This is a genomic window from Bordetella petrii, assembly GCF_017356245.1.
Lineage (GTDB): Bacteria > Pseudomonadota > Gammaproteobacteria > Burkholderiales > Burkholderiaceae_B > Bordetella_A > Bordetella_A petrii_D.
This window is the reverse complement of sequence record NZ_JAFMZZ010000001.1, coordinates 2338914-2357938: the sequence shown is the minus strand read 5'-3', so window position 1 is coordinate 2357938 and position 19025 is coordinate 2338914. Positions and strand designations below refer to the sequence as shown.

Here is a 19025-nt window from a genome sequence, read left to right as displayed (position 1 = left end):
GCATGGTCGCGCAGGCCATTTATCTATACAAATACTGTTTTTGTGTAGAACAATACATAGAAAATATAGATTGCAATGCACCCGAGGCACGCCATGGACCTGGAACCCCGCCTGTTGCGGTATTTCATCGCGGTGGCTGAAGAACGCCATTTCAGCCGCGCCGCGGCCCGGCTGCACCTGTCGCAGCCGCCGCTCAGCTATGCCATCCGCCAGCTGGAAGCCACGCTGGGCGTGCGCCTGCTGGAACGCACCAGCCGGCACGTGGCGCTGACCGAGGCGGGCCGCGTGCTGTACCGCGAAGCCCAGGCGCTGCTGCGCCAGTCGGAAGCCATCGGCACCCTGGTGCAGCGTGTCGACGCCGGGCTGCGCGGCCGGCTGCGCATCGGTTTCGTGGGCTCGATGCTGTATCGCGGGCTGCCGGACCTGCTGGCCGCGATGCGCACGGCGCTGCCCGATGTCGAACATGTGCTGACCGAGCTGAATTCCCACGACCAGATCGAGGCGGTGCGCCGCGGCGAGCAGGACCTGGGCTTCATTCACGCCAACCCGGCCCCTGAAGAGGTGCAGACGCTGGACCTGGTGGCAGAGCCGTTCGTGCTGTGCGTGCCCGACACGCACCGCCTGGCGCGGCGCCGGCGGGTATCGCTGCAGGCGCTGGCGGACGAGGACTTCATTCTGTTCGCGCGCGCGGCGTCGCCCAGCTATCACGAGACGGTGCTGTCATTGTGCGTGACGGCGGGTTTCCATCCGGCCATTCGCCATGAAGTGCGGCACTGGCTGAGCGTGGCGGCGCTGGTGTCGCAGGGGCTGGGCGTGTCCATCGTGCCGGCCTGCCTGGCGCGCAGCGGCCTGGCGGGCACCCGCTTCATCGCCTTCGACCACCAGGCGCGCTCGGTCAGCCAGGCGATCTGGCCGCGCGACACGGATTCGCCGCTGCTGCGCACGGCGGTGGAACTGGTGCGAGCGCAGTACGCGGGGCGGGAGCAGGGCGGCGGCCGGATGCGCGCTATGGCATCGGCGGCGCCGCCAGCGAGCCTTCCATGACCACCACGGCCTGGCCCGCCACGCCCGCCCGGACGCCGTCGGCGCGCGGCTCGGCGTGCGCCAGCAACAGGCTGGGGCGGCCCATGTCCACGCCCTGGCCTACGCGCAGGTGCAGCATGCCGTTGCCGCGCAGCGCGGCCCGCAGCGCGGTGGCCGCGGCGGTGGCGCTGCCGGTGGCGGGGTCTTCGGTCATGCGGCCGGTGAACATGCGGGCCTGCAGGTCGGTGGGGCTGTCGATCTGGTCCGTGCCGGTGTCGGTGGTGTAGGCGTAGATGGATTTCGCGCCCAGCCGCGGCATCAGGGCGGCGTAGCCGCCGGCATCCGGCGCCGCGCGGCGCAGCGCATCGCGGCTGGCCAATTGGACGACCAGGAAGGCGAGCCCCACCGACACCACCTGGGGGGCGTGCTCGGACAGCTGGATGTCGGCCTCGTCCAGCTTCAGCGCCCGCGCCACGGCCTGCGCCGGCGCCTGTTCGCCGCGCGACAGCGGCTCGGGCGCCAGCAGCTCGGCGCCCTCGATGCCCCGGGCGCCCGCGGCCAGCGCAATGCGCACCAGGCCCGCCGCTTCTTCGAACACGAACCTGTCCGGCGCCGGCGCGCCCGCCAGCGCCAGCTCGCGCGCCAGCACGACGGCGGTGCCGATGTTCGGATGCCCCGCGAACGGCACTTCGCGGTCGGGGGTGAAGATCCTGACCTGGGCGGTATGCGCCGGGTCGTGGGGCGGCAGCACGAAGCTGGTTTCGGAATAGTTGAACTCGCGGGCGATGCGCTGCATCTGCGCGCTGTCCAGGCCCTGGGCGTCGAGCACGACGGCCAGCGGGTTGCCGCAATAGGCCTGGCTGGTGAAGACATCGGCGGTAACGTAGCGGTAGCGCATCTGGGCGTGTCCCATGCTGGATGAAGCAGGCACTATAGGCGCATGGGGCAGGGCGCGACAGGCACAGAATTGTTGGTTTCACGCCATAACAGCGCGGCGCGGCACGGTTCCAGGGTGTTCCGTTGTTTGCATGGTTATTTCAGGGCCGCATGGCCGGCCGCCGCCGCGCGGCCGGCGGTTCGCCCCTGGGCGCGGCGCGTGGCGCGGCCTGCGCGGGGCCGGCGCGGTAACAAACATAGCGACCTTTACACGCCTGGATTCAGGCCGGGGGGCGGCGTTTCGAAATAATGGGTTGTTGCCATTGCCAGACGATTGCCCAGGGGTACGTTCCCTGCGCTTACGCTTATCCGACTCATGCCTGTTCCGTATTCACGGCCCGCCAAGCGCGCCGGCCTGTTGGCGGTGGCCTTGCTGCTGGCCGCCTGCAAGGCCGCGCCGACCATCGATGAACGCGATTCCTTCACACAGGGGAACACGTATACCCGCAGTTTCGCCGGTTCCAGCGAGGTGGCCTGCGAGGCCGGGCGGCGGTCGCTGCTGGGCCAGGGGTACATCATCGACAAGGCCGAACCCAACCGGGTCAGCGGGCACAAGAACTACCAGGACCACGAAAACGACGACCAGCACGCGCAGATCCTGTTCAACGTGGATTGCGCGCCCAGCGGCGACGGCAACGCCGTTGTGTATGTCAGCGCGCTGCGCGAGCTGTACACCATGAAGAAGTCCAGCAATTCGGCCAGCGTGGGCCTGAGCGTGCTGGGCGCGGTGTCCATGCCGGTGGGGGCCAGCGACGATTCGCTGGTCAAGACGTCCAGCGAAACCATATCGCGCGGCGCGTTTTATGAAGGGTTCTTCGAACAGGTCGAGCGCAACCTGGCGTCGGCCCGGGCCGCTATCAATTCGGGCACCACGCCGGGGCAGAATCCGCGCAAGGCGAACGGCGCCGCGGCCAAGCCGGGGTCGGGCGCGCCGGGCGCGCCGCCGGCGGCGCCGCAAGCCCCGGCGCGCCAGCCGGCGGCGCCGGCCGCCACGCCTGCAGCGCCGGCCACGCCCGCCACGCCGCGCTGATTATCTATTCGCCGATCGGGCGTATCACCCTGGCCGGATTGCCGCCGACAAACGTATTGCGCGGCACGTCTCTGGTGACGACGGCGCCCGCGCCGACCACCGAGTTTTCACCCACCGCGACGCCGCCGATAATGATTGCGCCGGCGCCGATCCAGACGTTTTTTTCGATGGCGATGGGCCTGGCGACCACGCCGTCGCGCCGTTGCGCGGGTTCGATGGGGTGGCCCGTGGTCAGCAGGCTGACGTTCGGCCCGATCATCACTTCGTCGGCGATGTCGAGCCCGCCCAGGTCATAAAACGTGCAGTTCTGGTTGATGAAAACATTCCGGCCGACGCGGATATCCACGCCGTTGGCGGTGTAGAACGGCGGAATCAGCAAGACGCTGTCGTCCACCGGCCGGCCCGTCAGTTCGCTGAACAGGGCCCGCACTTCGTCGGCCTCGTTGAATGTCAGGCGGTTGAGCCTGGCGGTGATCGCCATCGCCCGCTTGACCCTGGCCAGCATGGCGGCCGATTCGGGCGTCCCGCGCGGAATGACGAGGGTACGGTCTGCTTTGGTCATGCCGGCCCTTCGCACGCGGCCGGGCGTTGCGGCACGGCCGGGTCACCCACGGCGCGCCGCCTCGATGGCGGCGATGTCGATCTTGGTCATTTCCATCATCGCATCGAAGGCGCGCTTGGCGGCGGCGGGGTCGGGGTCGGCAATGGCGTCGGTCAGGGCCCGCGGCGTGATCTGCCACGACAGGCCCCATTTGTCTTTGCACCAGCCGCAGGCGCTTTCCTGGCCGCCGTTGTCGACGATGGCATGCCACAGGCGGTCGGTTTCGGCCTGGTCGTCGGTGGCGATCTGGAACGAGAAGGCCTCGTTGTGCTTGAAGGCCGGGCCGCCGTTCAGGCCCAGGCAGGGAATGCCGGCCACGGTGAATTGCACCGTCAGTACGTTGCCCTGCTTGCCCGAGGGATAGTCGCCGGGCGCGCGCAGAACCCTGCCCACGGCGCTGTCGGGGAAGGTCCGGGCGTAGAACTGGGCGGCATCCAGGGCGTCGTTGTCGTACCAGAGGCAGATCGTGTTCTTGCTGACCATGAGGGTCTCCTTTAAAGGCCAGCGCGCTGCCAGCGCAGTCGCGCGAACGGTGCTTGCACCCTTGACGTTAACGCATCGGCAGGCCGGCAGGGGCCGGAATTTGTTGTGCCCGCGTTCGTGGCCGGCGTCACGGCCGATCCCGGCGGCGGCGCCGGTTTATGATGGGGCGCAGGCGCTGGACCAACTTGAGGAAAATTGCTGTATGACCCTGACGATCGAAGCGTCTGGCGGCCGGCGGGTGCCGGCGTGAAAGTGTCCGGGGCAGGAACGCTCGCCATCACCCTGGCAGTGCAATCGCTGGTCGCGGCCGCGGCCCTGGTGGTGCCGGTGCTGGCGCCGGTGCTCAGCGCCTCGGCCGGCGTCGGCGCGGAACTGATCGGCGTATACGTCGCGCTGATGTATGTGGGGGCCATGGCCGGCAGCCTGATGGCCGGCGGCTGGGTGGCGCGGCTGGGGGCCATCCGGGCCAGCCAGTGGGGGCTGGCGCTGTGCGCGCTGGGCCTGTTGTGCAGCCTGTCCGGGCAGGTGCCGCTGCTGGCCGTGGGCGCGGTGCTGCTGGGGCTGGGCTACGGGCCCATCACGCCGGCCAGTTCGCACTTGCTGATCCGGACCACGCCGGCCCACCGCATGTCTTTCGTTTTCTCGGTCAAGCAGACCGGCGTGCCGCTGGGCGGCGTGCTGGCGGGGCTGCTGGCGCCCAAGATGGAAATCGCCATCGGCTGGCGCGGCACGCTGCTGGCCACCGCGCTGGCCTGCCTGGCCTGCGCGGCGCTGGCGCAGCTGGTGCGCGCCCAGCTGGATGCCGACCGCAAGCCGGAGCGGCGCGCCGGCCTGGGCGACTTGCGCACGCCGCTGGCCTTGATCTTCTCGCGCCGCTCGCTGGCGATGCTGGCGGGCGCGTCGCTGTGTTTCTCGGCGGTGCAGTGGTCGTTCAGCGCGTATGTGGTCACCTATCTGCACGACAGCCTGGCCTACACGCTGGTGATGGCGGGCGTGATGCTGTCGGTGGGCCAGGTGGCCGGCGTGGTGGGGCGCCTGATATGGGGCTGGTGCGCCGACCGCTACCTGGGGGCGGTCGCAACGCTGGCCCTGCTGGCGCTGCTGATGGCCCTGGGCTCGGTCACGCTGGCGCTGCTGCCGGCAGGCACGCCGGTGCCTGTCGTGGCCCTGGCGCTGATCGTGCTGGGCGCGGCCGGCGTGGGCTGGAACGGCGTGTACCTGGCCGAAGTGGCGCGTCAGGCGCCGGCCGGCAAGACCGGCCTGGCCACCGGCGGCGCGCTGACCTGCACGTTCCTGGGCGTGGTGCTGGGCCCGCCGGCCTTCGGCGCCATGGCCTCGCTGCTCGACAGCTACCGCATTGCCTTCGTCCTGATTTCCATCCCGGCGCTGCTGTTCGGCCTGCTGCTGATCATCCAGCGGCGCCGTTTCCAGGCCCAGGCGTCCGCGGCCCGCGAGCCGCCCGCATAGTCCGTCTGTCCCCGCCGCGGCTATGGCGGCAGCTGCGCGGCATGGCCGCGTTCAAGGCACCCGGGCCGCAGGGCAGCCTGCATGGCGCCGGCCGGCCATCGAGTAGACTTTTCATTTGTCTGCCTCGATAGTACCGGCCGCCATGGCGCAGAATATCTACGATCACCCTGATTTCTTTGCCGGCTACAGCCAGTTGCCCCGGCAGGTGCGCGGGCTGGATGGCGCGCCTGAATGGCCGGCGATTCGCGCGCTGCTGCCCGATCCGGGCGGCCGGCGCATCGTCGATCTGGGTTGCGGCTTCGGCTGGGCCTCGCGCTGGTTTCGCGAGCAGGGCGCCGCCTCGGTGCTGGGCCTGGACTTGTCGCGGAACATGATCGCGCGGGCCCGGGCCGACACCGCGGATGCGGCGATCGAGTACCGCATCGCCGATCTCGACACGCTGCAGCTGCCCGCGGAGGCATTCGACTTGGCCTATAGCTCGCTGGCCTTCCACTATGTCCGGGATTTCGGGCGCCTGGCTCGTGTAATTCACCAGGCGCTGGCTCGCGGCGGCCGGCTCGTCTTCACCATCGAGCATCCGGTCTTCATGGCGGCGGCGCAGCCGCGCTGGATCAGTGACGGACAGGGCCGCCAGACCTGGCCGGTCAATCAATATGCCATTGAAGGCGAGCGCCGCACGGACTGGTACACCAAGGGTGTCCTGAAATTCCACAGAACCCTGGGCACGACTCTGAACACGCTGATCGACGCGGGTTTCCACATCCGCAGGGTCGAGGAGTTCGCTCCCAGCGCCGAGCAGGTCCGGCAGATGCCGCAATTGAAAGAAGAACTGGAGCGCCCCATGATGCTGATGGTGTCTGCGTCCACGTAGATGAAGAGACCGGCATGGATTTCTACGACAGCCTTGCTTCGCGGTATCACCTGGTCTTTCCCGATTGGGACCATTCCATCCAGAGGCAAGGCGAACAGCTCGACCAGGTGATCCAGCAACAGTGGCCCGGGCGCCGCACGGTGCTGGACGTCTCCTGCGGCATCGGAACCCAGGCCCTGGCGCTGGCGGCGCGCGGTTATTCGGTTGCCGGGTCGGATCTCTCGGCAAAAGAGATCGAGCGCGCCCGCCGCGAGGCGGACCAGCGCGGACTGGCCATACGCTTCCAGGTGTGCGACATGCGGGCGGCGCATGACGCGCACGGCGGCGGGCACGATCTCGTGATTTCGTGCGACAACTCGGTGCCCCACCTGACCACCGACGATGACCTGCTGCTGGCGTTCCGGCAGTTCGCGGCATGCCTGCGCCCCGGCGGGGGATGCCTGATCACCGTCCGAGACTATGAGCAGGAAGAACGCGGGAAAAACCTGCTCAGGCACTACGCGCCGCGGGTCGAAGGCGGCAAGCGTTATGTGCCGTTCCAGGTCTGGGATTTCGATGGCGAACACTACGACCTGTCTTTCTTCCTTGTTGAAGAAGATCTGGCGACAGGCCGGGCCGCCACCCAGGTAATGCGCTCGCGCTATTACGCCATCTCGGCCGCCCGGCTGTGTGAGCTGATGCGGAAGGCCGGTTTCACGGACGTGAAACGGCTCGATGGCGTTTTCTATCAGCCGGTGCTGGTCGGCACCAAACCCGCGGCTTGATCGCCGCGGCGGCTTCAGGTGGTGGGCAGCGCCAGCCCCATGGCCGCGAACAGCCCGCCGCAGGTCTTGTTGAAGCGCTTGCCGGCGCGTTCCAGAAATGGCCGCACCCGGTGCGCGCCGCGCGCCAGGCCGTATTCGACGATGAATTCCATGGCCGCGAAGGTGGCCGCCATGACGGCGAACTGGACGGCCAGGCTGCGCGCCGGGTCGATGAACTGCGGCAGGAAGGCGCCGAAGAACAGCAGGGCCTTGGGGTTGGAAACCGCCGACAGCAGGCCCTGGCCGAACAGGCGCGCGGGCCGCGCGGCCGGCATGGCGGGGCTGGCCTGCAGCTGCACCGCGGGCGCGCGCCACAGCTGGATGCCCAGGTACACCAGGTAGGCCCCGCCCACCCATTTCAGCAGGATCAGCGCCGGCGACCAGGCCGCCAACAGCGCGCTGATGCCCAGCATCGACAGGCCGATCACCAGGCTGAAGCCCAGCGTGCCGCCGGCGATGGTGCACAGCGCCTTGCGGTGGCCATGCAGCGCGCCGTGCGTCAGGGCCAGCAGGGTGTTGGGGCCGGGCGTCAGCGACAGGCCGGTGACGGCAACCAGATAGAGCAGCCAGGTGTGCAGGGTCATGTCAGTGGCTTACCGGAACACCACGGTCTTGTTGCGGTTGAGCAGGATGCGGTGCTCGACGTGGCTGCGCACCGCGCGCGCCAGCACCAGCGATTCGACGTCGCTGCCGACCTGGGTCAGGTCTTGGGCGGTCATGGTGTGGTCGACACGCTCGATGTCCTGCTCGATGATCGGGCCTTCATCCAGGTCGGATGTCACGTAGTGCGCCGTGGCGCCGATGATTTTCACGCCGCGCGTATGGGCCTGGTGATAGGGGCGGGCGCCCTTGAAGCTGGGCAGGAAGCTGTGGTGGATGTTGATGGCGCGGCCCGTCAGCGCCACGCACATTTCGGGCGACAGGATCTGCATGTAGCGCGCCAGCACCACCAGGTCGATCTGCTGGCTTTCCACCAGCGCCAGCACCTGCTTTTCCTGTTCGGCCTTGGTGTCGGCGCTGACCGGCAGGTGGTGGAACGGGATGCCGTACGAGGCCGCCAGGCCGGCGTAGTCGTTGTGGTTCGAGACGATGGCGGCGATCTCGGCGCGCAGCTGGCCGCTTTGCACGCGGAACAGCAGGTCGTTCAGGCAGTGCCCCTGCTTGCTGACCATGATCAGCAGGCGCGCCTTGCGGTGCGCGTCGTGAATCTGCCAGTCCATGCCGTAGGCGCCGGCCAGCGTGCCGAACTGTTCGCGCAGGGCGGCCTCGGCCACCGCCGCGGGCAGGTTGAAGTGCACGCGCAGGAAAAAGCGGCCGGTTTCGTCGTCGCCGAACTGCTGCGAATCGAGAATGTTGCAGCCCAGCTCGAACAGCAGGCCGCTGACGCGGTAGACGATGCCGGTGCGGTCGGGGCAGGACAGGGTCAGGATGTAGTCGTTGTGCTGCATGATGTGCAAGAAAAATCGGTACGGCGCTAGGGCGCCAGGCGCGCCAGGGCTTCTTCGGCAATGGCCAGGCTGGCGGTCAGGCCGGGGGATTCGATGCCGAACAGGTTGACCAGGCCGGCCACCCCATGCGCCGCCGGGCCGGCGATGGCGAAATCGGCCGCCGGTTCGCGCGGGCCGGAAATCTTGGGGCGGATGCCGGTGTAGCCCGGCGCCAGCGCGCCGTCGGGCAGGCCGGGCCAGTAGGTACGCACCGCATCATAGAACACCTCGGCCCGGGCCGGGTCCAGCGCGTAGTCTTCGGCGGGGATCCATTCGGTATCGGGGCCGAACTTGGCCTGTCCGCCCAGGTCCAGCGTCAGGTGCACGCCCAGGCCGGCATGCTGCGGCACCGGGTAGATCAGGTGCGAGAAAGGCGCCCGGCCCGCCAGCGTGAAATAGCTGCCCTTGCACAGGTATTCGGCCGGGATGCTGGCCGCCGGCAGGCCCTGGATGCGGCGCGCCAGGGTGGGCGCGTGGATGCCCGAGGCGTTGACCAGCACATTGCACGACAGGTTCATGGCTTCGTCGCCGCCGAACTGCACGTCGAAACCGCCTTGGGGCCGCACCTGCGCGGCCAGCATGGGCGTATGGAACACGCATTGCGCGCCGGCGTTCTCGGCGTCGCCCTGGTAGGCCAGCATCAGGCCATGGCTGTCGACGATGCCGGTGGACGGCGACAGCAGCGCGGCCGTGCATTGCAGCGCGGGCTCCAGCGCGCGGGCCTGGCCGGCGTCCAGGCGGCGCATGTCGTCCACGCCGTTGGCGCGGGCGCGCGCGGCGATGCCGTCGAGCTGGGCGGCTTCGGCGTCGGTGGTGGCGACGATCAGCTTGCCCAGCCGCTGGTGGGCAATGCCGCGTTCGGCGCAGTAGCCGTACAGCAGCTGCTTGCCGCGCACGCACAGGCGCGCCTTCAGGCTGCCGGCGGGGTAATAGATGCCGGCGTGGATGACTTCGGAATTGCGCGAGCTGGTGCCGGTGCCGATGGCTTCGGCGGCTTCGGCCACCAGCACTTCGCGGCCGGCCAGCGCCAGCGCGCGCGCCACGGCCAGGCCGACCACGCCGGCGCCGACGACGATGCAGTCGATATCAGTGCTCATGGGGATGGAATCATTCGGAATGCTTGTGGGCGGGCGTCAGGTCGAACCCGCCGGCGTGGAAGACCAGGGGCGCTTCGGCGCTGTGGCCGCAGCGTTCCACCTCGCCCACCATGATGATGTGGTCGCCTTCGGCATAGCGGCTGCGGTTGCGGCACTCGAACCATGCCGCGCAGTGCGCGTCGAGCATGGGGGTGCCGCCCGGCGCCTGCGCGCGCGGCAGGCCGTTGAAGCGCTCGCGCGTGTGGCCCAGCGCAAAGCGGCGCGCCAGCGCGGCCTGGCCGGCCGACAGCACGTTGACCACATAGCGCTCGCAGTGTTCGAAGATGTCGAGCGAGGCCGAGCCGCGTGACAGGCTCCACAGCACCAGCGGCGGGTCGAGCGACACGGAATTGAACGAGCTGACCGTCAGGCCGATGGGCGCGCCGTCGGGCGCGGCCGTGGTGACCACGGTGACGCCGGTGGCGAAGCGGCCCAGTGCCGTGCGGAAAAAGCGTGCGTCGAAATCGGGAGCGGTATTGGACATGCAGGACCAGACGGACGGGGCCTTAAGGCGAGAGCCGGTCGATGGCCCAGCCGCCCTGGCCGTCGGGCAGGTAGCGCAGGCGGTCGTGCAGGCGCGACGGGCGGCCCTGCCAGAACTCGAACAGCGTCGGCACCACCCGGTAGCCGCCCCAGTGCGGCGGGCGCGGCGGCTGCTCGCCGTAGCGGGCGCGGGTTTCCTGTTCGCGCGCCTCGAGTTCGGCGCGGGTGACCGGCTGGCTTTGCCGCGAGGCCCAGGCGCCGATGCGCGAGCCCAGCGGGCGGCTGTGATAGTAGGCGTCGGACTCTTCGGCCGAGACGTGTTCGACGCGGCCTTCGATGCGCACCTGGCGTTCGAGCGGCTGCCAGAAGAACAGCAGCGCGGCGCGCGGATTGGCCAGCAGGTCGTGCCCCTTGCGCGATTCGTAGTTGGTGTAGAACACGAAGCCGCGCGCGTCGTAGCCCTTGATGAGCACGATGCGGGCCGCCGGCTGGCCGCTGGCGTCTACCGTGGCCAGCGTCATGGCATTGGGTTCGGGCACCCGGGCCGCCAGCGCCTGGTCGAACCATTGGCTGAACTGGTCGAATGGCGAGATGGCCGCCGATTCTTCGAGCAGGGTGCTTTTTTCGTAGCTTTGGCGCAGATCGGATACAGACATGAATGCGTGGAATGCCGGGGCTGGGTGGAAGGCGGGTGAGCTACGAGTTTACCGCCATCGCGGATAACCCTAATTGTCGGGCAGCGGGTCGGCCTGCTCTTCCAGGCGCCGGGCGATGCGGTCGAGCCGGGCGTCGTGGATGCCGGCGGCGCGCAGCGCGTGCGCGGTCTGCATGACGTATTCGGTGCAGCGCCCGTAGCGGCCCGAGGCGCGGCGCACGATGGCCAGCAGCTCGGCCTCGGGCAGGGCGCGGATGTACGCCGGGTTGTCGCGGTTCATCACGAATACCAGGGCGCGCACCGGCCCGTCGTCGGTGGCGCAGTTGATCCAGCGCGGCAGGTAGGCGCCAGTGGACATTTCGCGTTCCCACAGCGCCGGGAAATGGTCGGGCACGGCCTGGCCGGCCAGCCGGTACACCACGCCCCGGCACGAGCCGCCGCGGTCCAGCCCGAACACCAGCCCCGGGCATTCCGGCGTGCCGCGGTTGACCCGCGACCACAGGCACAGGGCGCGGTGGTGGCCGCGCAGCGTGGCCAGGCGGCGTTCCCGGTATTCAAAATCGGGCCGCCAGATCAGCGAGCCATAGCCGTAGACCCAGACATCGTCGCCCTGGCGCCAGTGTTTCAGGGCGTCGTCCAGCGAGGCGCGCCGTTCTTCGGGCGTCCACAGGCGGAAGGGCATGGCGGGAATGGCGGATGGCTGCGGATTCACGGCGCGGGGGTCTCGATGTCTTGCGGGGGGTGGCGATTGGCCCAGCCGCCGGCGCTGAGCGCCAGGGCGTAGGCCCAGAACAGGGGGGCGATGCCAATTACCGCACCCAGCGCGCCGAAGGTCAACGGCAGCGAGACCTGCGAGGCGTTGATGAAGGCCATGCGCAGGCCGACCGCCTCGGCGGCGCGCCCATGCGGGGTGTGCTGGTGCAGCAGCGAAAGAATGCTGGGCTGGCAGCAGCCCAGCGCCAGCCCCAGTATGAAAGACAGCCCGATCAGGGTGGCAACTTCGGCGAACAGCGGATAAACCAGGAAATCCACCGCGGTGATCCCCATGGCCGTGCGCACCAGCGTCCAGGAACGCACCCGCGTCTGAATAAAGGGCAATGCCAGGCGGATAAGGAAAGTTCCCAGCGCGAAGGCGGCCAGTATGCTGCCGATAGTGGTGGCGGACAGGCCGATGGCCACCCCGAACAGGGGCACCACGAACAAATGGGTGTCCCACGCGCCCGACAGGATGGTGTTGACCATCAGGATGCGCCGCAGCGGCGGCAGCTTGAGCAATTCGGCCACCGGGCGGCGCTGCGCCTGGCGCGCCCCGGGCTCGACGCTGTTGTCCACGGCGCGCAGGGCCGGCTGCAGCCGCCGCAGCCCGGCCAGCGCCACCAGCGGCCCCAGCGCCAGGATGCCGAAAGCCAGGCGCGAGCCCAGGTGGTCGATGGCCAGTCCGGCGATCAGCGGGCCGCTGAAGCCCGACCCGGCCATGGCCAGCGACAGCCACGAGAAATTGCGCAGCCGGCGCTGGGGTTCGGCGTGGCCCAGCACGTCCTGGGTGCACACCTGGTGCAGCATGAAGCCGACCCCGATGCAGCAGGCCGCCACCAGCAGGGCCCACTGCGTCTGGAAGGCAAACGGCAGTACGGTGCCCGTGACCACCAGCGCGTTGCCCAGCGTGACGGGACGCCGCACGCCGACGCGGTCGATCCATTGGCCGGCCCGCACCGACATCAGCATGGGAATGACGGCGAAAACCGCCACCAGGCCGCCCACCACGAAGGTGGACAGGCCCAGTTGCAGGGCGGTCAGGGAAACGGTGATGCGCCCGCCGGTCAGGGCCACGTGGTTCAGCATGGCGACCACGCACAGCAGCCCCGCGCCGGAAAATTCCGCCGCGGGAGCAGGGGGCGAGGGGGAAGAAGGTGGGGCGGACACGGCGTTAACTTCAGCCATTCTGGCCCTAACTTTCAGCAGTGTCGAGCGAATGTGCCGCCCGGCGGCATGGGCGGACCGGCCAGCCTGTCCATGGCGTACCCGCCCCGTTGGCAGGCGACTGCGGTCAGTTACATGGCAGATCGCCGCAGATGCCGGCGTGGCTGGGCGAAAAAATAAATGTTGGATCAATGATTCACCTGTGTCGTTCTTGCAACGGCACAGCCGGCGCGGCGCCGGTTCCGGCATCGTGGGAAAATACGCGCCATGTCCATTCCACCCGTCCCCCAATCCCCCGCCGAGGCCGGCGCGCTGTGCGAGATCGACGCCGAACGCCGCTTTGGCGGCCTGGCGCGCCTGTACGGCCCCGATGCGCCGGCGCGCCTGCGCGAGGCCCACGTGGCGGTGGCCGGGCTGGGCGGAGTGGGCTCGTGGGCGGCCGAAGCGCTGGCGCGCTGCGGCGTGGGGGCCCTGACCCTGATCGACCTGGACAACATCGCCGAGTCCAATATCAACCGCCAGGTGCACGCCCTGACGCCCACCCTGGGCCAGTCCAAGGTGGACGCCATGGCGCAGCGCATCCTGGCCATCAACCCCGAGTGCGCGCTGACCCGGGTGGACGATTTTGTCGAGCCCGGCAACATCCAGCAGGTGCTGCCGGGCTATTACACCGCGCTGGCCGATTGCACCGACCAGGCCGCGGCCAAGATCGCCATGGTGCTGCACGCGCGCCAGCGCGGCATTCCGCTGCTGCTGTGCGGCGGCGCCGGCGGCAAGACCGACCCGCTGGCCCTGCGGGCCGGCGACCTGTCGCAGGCGCAGAACGATGCCTTGCTGGCCAAGCTGCGCAATATCCTGCGCCGGCAGCACGGCTTTCCCAAGGCTAGCGACGCGCGCGGCAAGCCGCTCAAGCGGGTGCCGCGCATGGGGGTGCGGGCGCTGTGGTTCGACCAGCCGGCCATCCTGCCGGCCGCCTGGGCGCGCGCCGCCGAGGCCGGCGACGACCTGGGCGCGGCGGTGCAGGCCGCCGCCCCGCAGGGGCTGTCGTGCGCCGGCTATGGCTCGGTGGTGATGGTAACGGCCGCCATGGGGCTGGCGGTGGCCAACGAGGCGGTGCGCCTGGCGCTTCGGCCGGGCGCCTGATCAGCGGGCGGGCAGCAGATCGAATTCCATGCGGATCTTCTGGAACGGGAATTCCAGCCGCGCAAAATAAACGACGCGGCCGCCGATGCAGGCATAGCGGCGCAGTTCGGCCACCGGCGCCGACACGGGAATGTGCAGCGCTTCGGCCGATTCGCGTCCGGCCTCGATCACGTGCAGCACCTGGCGCGCCTGCGTGATGCGGCTGCCGTAGAACTGGTCGAGCACGGGCGCCACGGTGCTGCTGCGGATGCGCGAGCGGTGCCTGCGGAACAGGCCGCTGTCCAGGTAGACCTCGCTGTAGCAGAACGGCCCCGCGTCTGTGGTGTGCACGCGGCGCAGATACTGGAAGCGGCCGTCGCGCGCCTGGTCGCAGGGCATGCCCAGGTTGTCGGGCAGCGCCGTGTCGGCGCTCGATTCCATCAGCGATACCGTGCCCAGCTGGTTGCTCAGGGCCACGGTTTCTTCCCAGTTCTTGGGGATCAGCAGGGTGGGGGTGTGCGGCAGGGCTTCGTTCACAAAAGTGCCCGAGCCGCGCGCGCGGCGGATCAGGCCTTCGTTTTCCAGCAGCCCGAACGCCTGGCGCACGGTGGAGCGCGCCACGCCGTATTGTTCGACCAGCGCTTCCAGGGGCGGGATCTGCTGGCCGGGCCGCCAGTGGCGGCTGTGGATGTTGCTGCGGAACACCGCGGCGATCTGCAGGTAAAGCGGCTGGGGGCTGCGCGCATAGAGCTTGGCGGCGGGCATGGTCAGCGGCCGTCCGGTTCCGCCAGCAGGGCGGTGGCCATGTCGCGCAGCCTGTGCTTCTGGATCTTGACCGAGTTGGCGCTTTCCACTGCCGGAAACGCCTGCAGCACCTGGAAGCCCGCCGGCACCTTGAAACCCGCCAGCGCGCGCCGGCAGGCGGCTTGCCAGCCGGCCGGGTCGGGCCGGGCGCCGTCGTGCAGCAGCACGAAGGCATAGGGCACGGTCTTGCCCTGGCGCACCGCGCCCACCACCTGGCAGGCGCGCACGCCAGGCAGCGATTCCACCAGGCGCTCGATTTCGGCCGGGTTCACCAGAAAGCCCGCCAGGCGCAGCGAATCGCCCAGGCGCGCCTGGAACACGAACTGGCGCGGCCCCAGCGTGTAGCCCAGATCGCCGGTCTTGAAATAGCCGTCGGGCGTCAGCGCGGCCTGCGTGGCCGCGGGGTTGTCCAGGTAGCCGCGCATCAGGCTGGGCGACTGGATCTGCAGTTCGCCCGATTGCCCGTGCGCCAGCACGGCGCCGGTTTGCGGGTCGCAGGCGCGCACGCGCGCCTGGGGGTAGATCAGCAGGCCGCCGGCCAGGTAGCGCACCGAGACGTCGCCCTGCGCGGCATCGAGCGGCTGGGCCGCCACCAGGGCGACCAGTTCGCTGGAACCGTACAGCCCCGTCAGCGGCACGCCGTGCGCGTCGGCCAGCTGCAGCAGGTTGTCGAGCGCGGGGGCGAAGCTGGCGAAGCCGCACAGGCGCAGCGAGGCGAAGTCGCCCGGCTGGCCGGCCTGGAACAGCTGCGCCAGCGCTTCGTTGTTGGCAAACGCATGCGTGATGCGATGCCGGCGGATGGCCTGCGCCGTGCGCGCGGTGTCGTAGACCGGCTCGCACACCAGCGGTACGCCGGCCGCCAGGGCGCCCACCAGCATGGCAAAGCCGAACGCCCCGCAGAAGGGCGCCGCGGCCAGCACGCAGGCGCCGTCGCCGTAGCCGTAGGCCTGCGCGATGGCATCGCCGTGGCGCAGCAGCGTGCCCTGGTCGTGCAGAACGAACTTGGGCAGCGATGTGGTGCCCGATGTGGTGAAGCACAGCACGCCGGCATCGGCCGGCGCGGCGGCGACAGCGGGGGCGGCACTGGCCAGCAACTGCCGCCACGGCAGCACCGGGCGGCCCCGCAGCCGGGCCGGCGCGCCGCCCGCTGCGTCATCCAGCGCGACGGCGCCGCGCAGCGCCTGCAGCGCGTCGTCGGGCACGTCGTCCAGAATCGCGGCGAAGTCGATGCCCTTGAAGCCGGGCCAGTACACCAGCCATTGCGCGCGCCCGCGGCCCAGGATGTCGGCTACCTCGGTCGCGCGAAAGCGCGTGTTCACGGCCAGCGCCACGGCGCCCAGGCGGGCGCAGGCCAGGAAGGCCACGATCCATTCGGCGCAATTGGGCAGCCACAAGGCCACCCGGCTGCCTGGGCCCACGCCGGCCTGCGCCAGCGCGGCGGCCAGGCGGCCGGCGGCATCGCGCAGCGCGGCCGCCGACCAGGGCTGGCCGCGGTCGACCAGGGCCGTGGCATCGGGCTGCCGGCGGGCCAGCGCATCCAGGCGGGCGGCGAAGGTGGGCGCGCCGGTTTCGGCGGATGTTGTGGGGACGGACATTGTTGTGGTTATATTCATAAAGTACGTATTTAAGTACTTTATTGAAAACCCGCCAGGGAAACAAGCAAGCCAGGCGGCCGGGCCGGGCCCGCCGCCAGGCCGCTACAACAACAAAGGAGACCACCCCATGCGTTCCGCATTGCCGCTGTTAGCCGTGAAATGCCTGGCCGCCGCCGGGCTGGCGCTGGCCCTGGGGCCGGCCGCGCAAGCCGCGCCTTACCCCGACCATCCTGTCACCGTCGTGGTGCCTTATCCGCCGGGCGGCGCCGCCGACATCTTCGGCCGCGCCATTGCGCACGCCATGGAGCCCGGCCTGAAGCAGACGGTGCTGGTCGAGAACCGGCCCGGCGCCGGCGGCAATGTGGGCATGGCCCACGTGGCGCGCAGCGCGGCCGACGGCTACACGCTGGGCCTGGGCACCATCGGCACGCAAAGCATCAACCAGTTCCTGTACGCCAGCATGCCGTTCGATCCGGCCAAAGACCTGGTGCCCATCGCGCTGGTCTCGACCACGCCCAACATCCTGGCGGTGCGCGCCCAGTCGCCGTTCAAGACCCTGGCCGACGTCATCAAGGCGGCCAAGGCCCGCAAAGAACAGAAGCTGACATACGCCTCGCCGGGGGTGGGTTCGTCGGTGCACCTGACGGGCGCTTATTTCGAGGCGGTGGCCGGCATCGAGCTGCTGCACGTGCCGTTCAAGGGCACCTCGGCGTCGCTGCCGGCCGTGGCCGGGGGGCAGGTCGATTTGCTGTTCGACAACCTGCCGGGCTCGCTGGCGCAGCTCCGCGACGGTTCGCGGGTGCGCGGCATCGCCATTACCTCGCTGCAGCGCGATCCGTCGGTGCCCGACCTGCCGACCTTCAACGAATCGGGCCTGCCGGGCTTCGACGTGACGGCCTGGTTTGCGCTGTACGCGCCGCGCGGCACGCCCGAGCCCGTGGTGCGCGCCCTGATCGAGGCCGCGCGCAGCGGCCTGCAGGCGCCCGAACTGGCGCGCCAGTTCGAAGGCATGGGCGCGCGGCCCGGCACCTTGTTCGGCGCCGACCTGGCAGCCTTCGAGCAGCGCGAGCGCGACAAATGGGGCGGGCTGATCAAGCAACGGGGCATCGCCACCAAATGAACCGGCCCACCGCATTGATCACCGGCGCCAGCCGCGGCATCGGCCGCGCCATTGCCGCGCGCCTGCTGGAAGACGGCTACGACGTGGTCAACTTCAGCCGCGGCGCGCCGGCCGCGCTGCTGCCCGGCGAAACCTTTGTCTCGGTGGACCTGTCCGATGCCGCGCGCACGCGCCAGGCCGTGGCCGAGCTGGCGGCGCAGCGCCAGGTGCTGCACCTGGTGAACAACGCCGGCATGATCCAGGTGGCCAATATCGAGCAGGTGTCCGGACAGGCCCTGCAGGACACGCTGGCGGTGAACCTGGTGGCGCCGCTGCTGTTGCTGCAGGGCCTGCTGCCGGCCATGCGTCAGCAGGGCCATGGCCGGGTGGTCAATATCGGCAGCCGCGCCGCGCTGGGCAAGCCGGGCCGTACCGCCTACGGCGCCAGCAAGGCCGGCCTGGCCGGCATGACCCGCACCTGGGCGCTGGAGCTCGCTGCCTCGGGCATCACCGTCAACGCGGTGGCGCCCGGCCCGGTGGCCACCGAACTGTTCAACCAGTCCAACCCGCCCGGCCACCCGCGCACGCGCGAACTGGCTGCGTCGATTCCGGTGGGGCGCATCGGCCAGCCCGAAGAAGTGGCGCACGCCGTGGCCATGCTGCTCGACCCGCGCGCCGGCTTCATTACCGGGCAAACGCTGTATGTGTGCGGCGGCCTGTCGGTGGGCGCGGCCTGAGCGGGGCAGGTGTCAGGCTCCGCAAGGTGCCTGACACCGACGTGTGCAGGGGCTGTTTCAACCATACGGTGTCTGACACCCTGCGGGAGTCAGACACCTGGTATCTTGCTGGCTATATCTTCAGGCGGTGTGCAGGGCGGCGTCGAACCAGCCGCGCAGCGCGTTCGACAGGCGGATGCCCTGCGCCGCGTGCAGGTCGTCCAGGGTCAGCACGCGCTCTTGCGCGCGTCCGCTGTCCAGCAGTTCGGCGCGCTGCACGCCGGGCAGGCAGCCGCAATCGACGGGCGGGGTGTACCAGACGCCGCGCACCTGCAGGTAGACATTGCTGCGGCTGCCTTCGCAAAGTTCGCCGCGCTGGTTCAGGAACAGCAGGTCGAATACGCCGGGATGCGCGGCCAGCCAGGCGGCGGCATCGGCGTACCAGGGGCGGTGCGTGGTCTTGTAGCGCAGCAGCGGCTCGCGCGCGTCCAGTATCTGGTCGGACAGCATCACCTGCTGGCTAGGCGCCAGCGCCGGCAGCGCGGCGGTCTGGATGTGGCGGCGGCCGGCGCGGTCCAGCAGCAGGCGCAGCCGGTGCGGGCCGGGCGTGACCAGCGCGGCGGCGGCCATGCGCAGGTCGCGTTCGATGGCGGCTGTGTCGCAGGGGTAGCCGAGCGCGGCGCCGGCCGCCTGCAGCCGCGCCAGGTGGCGCGCCAGCAGCGGGATTTCGCCTTCGGCGTCGGCCAGCAGGGTCTCGATCAGCTCGGGAGACATGGACGGGTTCCGGTTGAAGG

Annotated in this window: 21 protein-coding genes; 8 read left to right on the top strand and 13 right to left on the bottom strand. The window is 69.8% G+C overall.

All coding sequences use genetic code 11. The features are described from left to right. Positions 1–93 precede the first annotated feature (93 nt). On the top strand, positions 94–1044 hold the full coding sequence (locus J2P76_RS11380; protein WP_207407383.1) for a LysR family transcriptional regulator: 951 nt from the start codon (positions 94–96) through the stop codon (positions 1042–1044). Here J2P76_RS11380 and J2P76_RS11375 read toward each other — a convergent pair. After that, entirely contained in the window at positions 1007–1921 is a 915-nt protein-coding gene (locus tag J2P76_RS11375; RefSeq protein WP_207409183.1) for a PhzF family phenazine biosynthesis protein, read from the bottom strand. The two genes, J2P76_RS11380 and J2P76_RS11375, sit on opposite strands and share 38 nt — an antisense overlap. A gap of 354 nt (positions 1922–2275) precedes the next feature. Here J2P76_RS11375 and J2P76_RS11370 point away from each other — a divergent pair, with 354 nt between their 5' ends. Next, positions 2276–2989, top strand: coding sequence for a DUF2242 domain-containing protein (locus tag J2P76_RS11370; protein ID WP_207407381.1), 714 nt, complete (start codon positions 2276–2278; stop codon positions 2987–2989). Positions 2990–2993: 4 nt separating this feature from the next. Here the strand turns inward: J2P76_RS11370 and J2P76_RS11365 are convergent, their stop codons facing one another. Then, positions 2994–3551: a DapH/DapD/GlmU-related protein gene (locus J2P76_RS11365; RefSeq protein WP_207407379.1), complete on the bottom strand. Its 558-nt coding sequence runs from the start codon at positions 3549–3551 to the stop codon at positions 2994–2996. A 42-nt stretch (positions 3552–3593) separates the two neighbouring features. After that, positions 3594–4073 (bottom strand): VOC family protein, encoded by a 480-nt coding sequence (locus J2P76_RS11360; RefSeq protein ID WP_207407377.1) that lies wholly within the window; start codon positions 4071–4073, stop codon positions 3594–3596. Between the two features lie 252 nt (positions 4074–4325). On the opposite strand from J2P76_RS11360, the gene J2P76_RS11355 reads away from it, so the two are divergent. From J2P76_RS11355 to J2P76_RS11345, 3 genes are all read left to right on the top strand, one after another. Next, positions 4326–5540 carry an MFS transporter gene (locus J2P76_RS11355; protein ID WP_347565304.1) on the top strand — a complete coding sequence of 405 codons (1215 nt, stop codon included), beginning with the start codon at positions 4326–4328 and terminating at the stop codon, positions 5538–5540. 142 nt (positions 5541–5682) lie between these two features. Continuing rightward, positions 5683–6411: a class I SAM-dependent methyltransferase gene (locus J2P76_RS11350; RefSeq protein ID WP_207407374.1), complete on the top strand. Its 729-nt coding sequence runs from the start codon at positions 5683–5685 to the stop codon at positions 6409–6411. A gap of 14 nt (positions 6412–6425) precedes the next feature. Then, a complete protein-coding gene (locus tag J2P76_RS11345) occupies positions 6426–7175 on the top strand; it encodes a class I SAM-dependent methyltransferase (RefSeq protein ID WP_207407372.1) in 750 nt (249 codons plus the stop codon). Positions 7176–7189: 14 nt separating this feature from the next. On the opposite strand, the gene J2P76_RS11340 is transcribed toward J2P76_RS11345, so the two are convergent. The 7 genes from J2P76_RS11340 to J2P76_RS11310 all read right to left on the bottom strand — a co-directional run bounded on the left by J2P76_RS11340 (position 7190) and on the right by J2P76_RS11310 (position 12817). Next, entirely contained in the window at positions 7190–7798 is a 609-nt protein-coding gene (locus J2P76_RS11340) for a LysE family translocator (protein ID WP_207407370.1), read from the bottom strand. A gap of 9 nt (positions 7799–7807) precedes the next feature. Continuing rightward, a complete protein-coding gene (gene purU, locus J2P76_RS11335; protein WP_207409182.1) occupies positions 7808–8662 on the bottom strand; it encodes a formyltetrahydrofolate deformylase in 855 nt (284 codons plus the stop codon). Between the two features lie 26 nt (positions 8663–8688). Then, the gene (locus J2P76_RS11330) at positions 8689–9798 is read right to left on the bottom strand and encodes an NAD(P)/FAD-dependent oxidoreductase (protein WP_207407360.1); all 1110 of its coding nucleotides are present in this window, start codon (positions 9796–9798) and stop codon (positions 8689–8691) included. Positions 9799–9808: 10 nt separating this feature from the next. Beyond that, positions 9809–10321 (bottom strand): flavin reductase family protein, encoded by a 513-nt coding sequence (locus J2P76_RS11325; protein WP_207407359.1) that lies wholly within the window; start codon positions 10319–10321, stop codon positions 9809–9811. A 22-nt stretch (positions 10322–10343) separates the two neighbouring features. Beyond that, positions 10344–10976, bottom strand: coding sequence for a pyridoxamine 5'-phosphate oxidase (pdxH, locus tag J2P76_RS11320; protein ID WP_207407357.1), 633 nt, complete (start codon positions 10974–10976; stop codon positions 10344–10346). Between the two features lie 69 nt (positions 10977–11045). Next, positions 11046–11657 (bottom strand): gamma-glutamylcyclotransferase, encoded by a 612-nt coding sequence (locus J2P76_RS11315; protein ID WP_207409181.1) that lies wholly within the window; start codon positions 11655–11657, stop codon positions 11046–11048. A gap of 26 nt (positions 11658–11683) precedes the next feature. Beyond that, positions 11684–12817 (bottom strand): MFS transporter, encoded by a 1134-nt coding sequence (locus J2P76_RS11310; RefSeq protein WP_242697541.1) that lies wholly within the window; start codon positions 12815–12817, stop codon positions 11684–11686. Positions 12818–13162: 345 nt separating this feature from the next. On the opposite strand from J2P76_RS11310, the gene J2P76_RS11305 reads away from it, so the two are divergent. Continuing rightward, on the top strand, positions 13163–14038 hold the full coding sequence (locus J2P76_RS11305; protein ID WP_207407353.1) for a tRNA threonylcarbamoyladenosine dehydratase: 876 nt from the start codon (positions 13163–13165) through the stop codon (positions 14036–14038). On the opposite strand, the gene J2P76_RS11300 is transcribed toward J2P76_RS11305, so the two are convergent. Then, positions 14039–14782, bottom strand: coding sequence for a GntR family transcriptional regulator (locus tag J2P76_RS11300; protein WP_207407351.1), 744 nt, complete (start codon positions 14780–14782; stop codon positions 14039–14041). Positions 14783–14784: 2 nt separating this feature from the next. Continuing rightward, a complete protein-coding gene (locus tag J2P76_RS11295; RefSeq protein WP_242697353.1) occupies positions 14785–16416 on the bottom strand; it encodes an AMP-binding protein in 1632 nt (543 codons plus the stop codon). Positions 16417–16543: 127 nt separating this feature from the next. On the opposite strand from J2P76_RS11295, the gene J2P76_RS11290 reads away from it, so the two are divergent. Both J2P76_RS11290 and J2P76_RS11285 read left to right on the top strand, forming a co-directional pair. Further along, entirely contained in the window at positions 16544–17536 is a 993-nt protein-coding gene (locus J2P76_RS11290; protein WP_242697352.1) for a Bug family tripartite tricarboxylate transporter substrate binding protein, read from the top strand. Further along, positions 17533–18252 carry an SDR family oxidoreductase gene (locus J2P76_RS11285; protein ID WP_207407348.1) on the top strand — a complete coding sequence of 240 codons (720 nt, stop codon included), beginning with the start codon at positions 17533–17535 and terminating at the stop codon, positions 18250–18252. The genes J2P76_RS11290 and J2P76_RS11285 overlap by 4 nt, the downstream gene beginning before the upstream one ends. A gap of 120 nt (positions 18253–18372) precedes the next feature. Here the strand turns inward: J2P76_RS11285 and J2P76_RS11280 are convergent, their stop codons facing one another. Further along, positions 18373–19005 carry an aminotransferase class IV family protein gene (locus J2P76_RS11280; protein ID WP_207407346.1) on the bottom strand — a complete coding sequence of 211 codons (633 nt, stop codon included), beginning with the start codon at positions 19003–19005 and terminating at the stop codon, positions 18373–18375. Between the last annotated feature and the right edge of the window lie 20 nt (positions 19006–19025).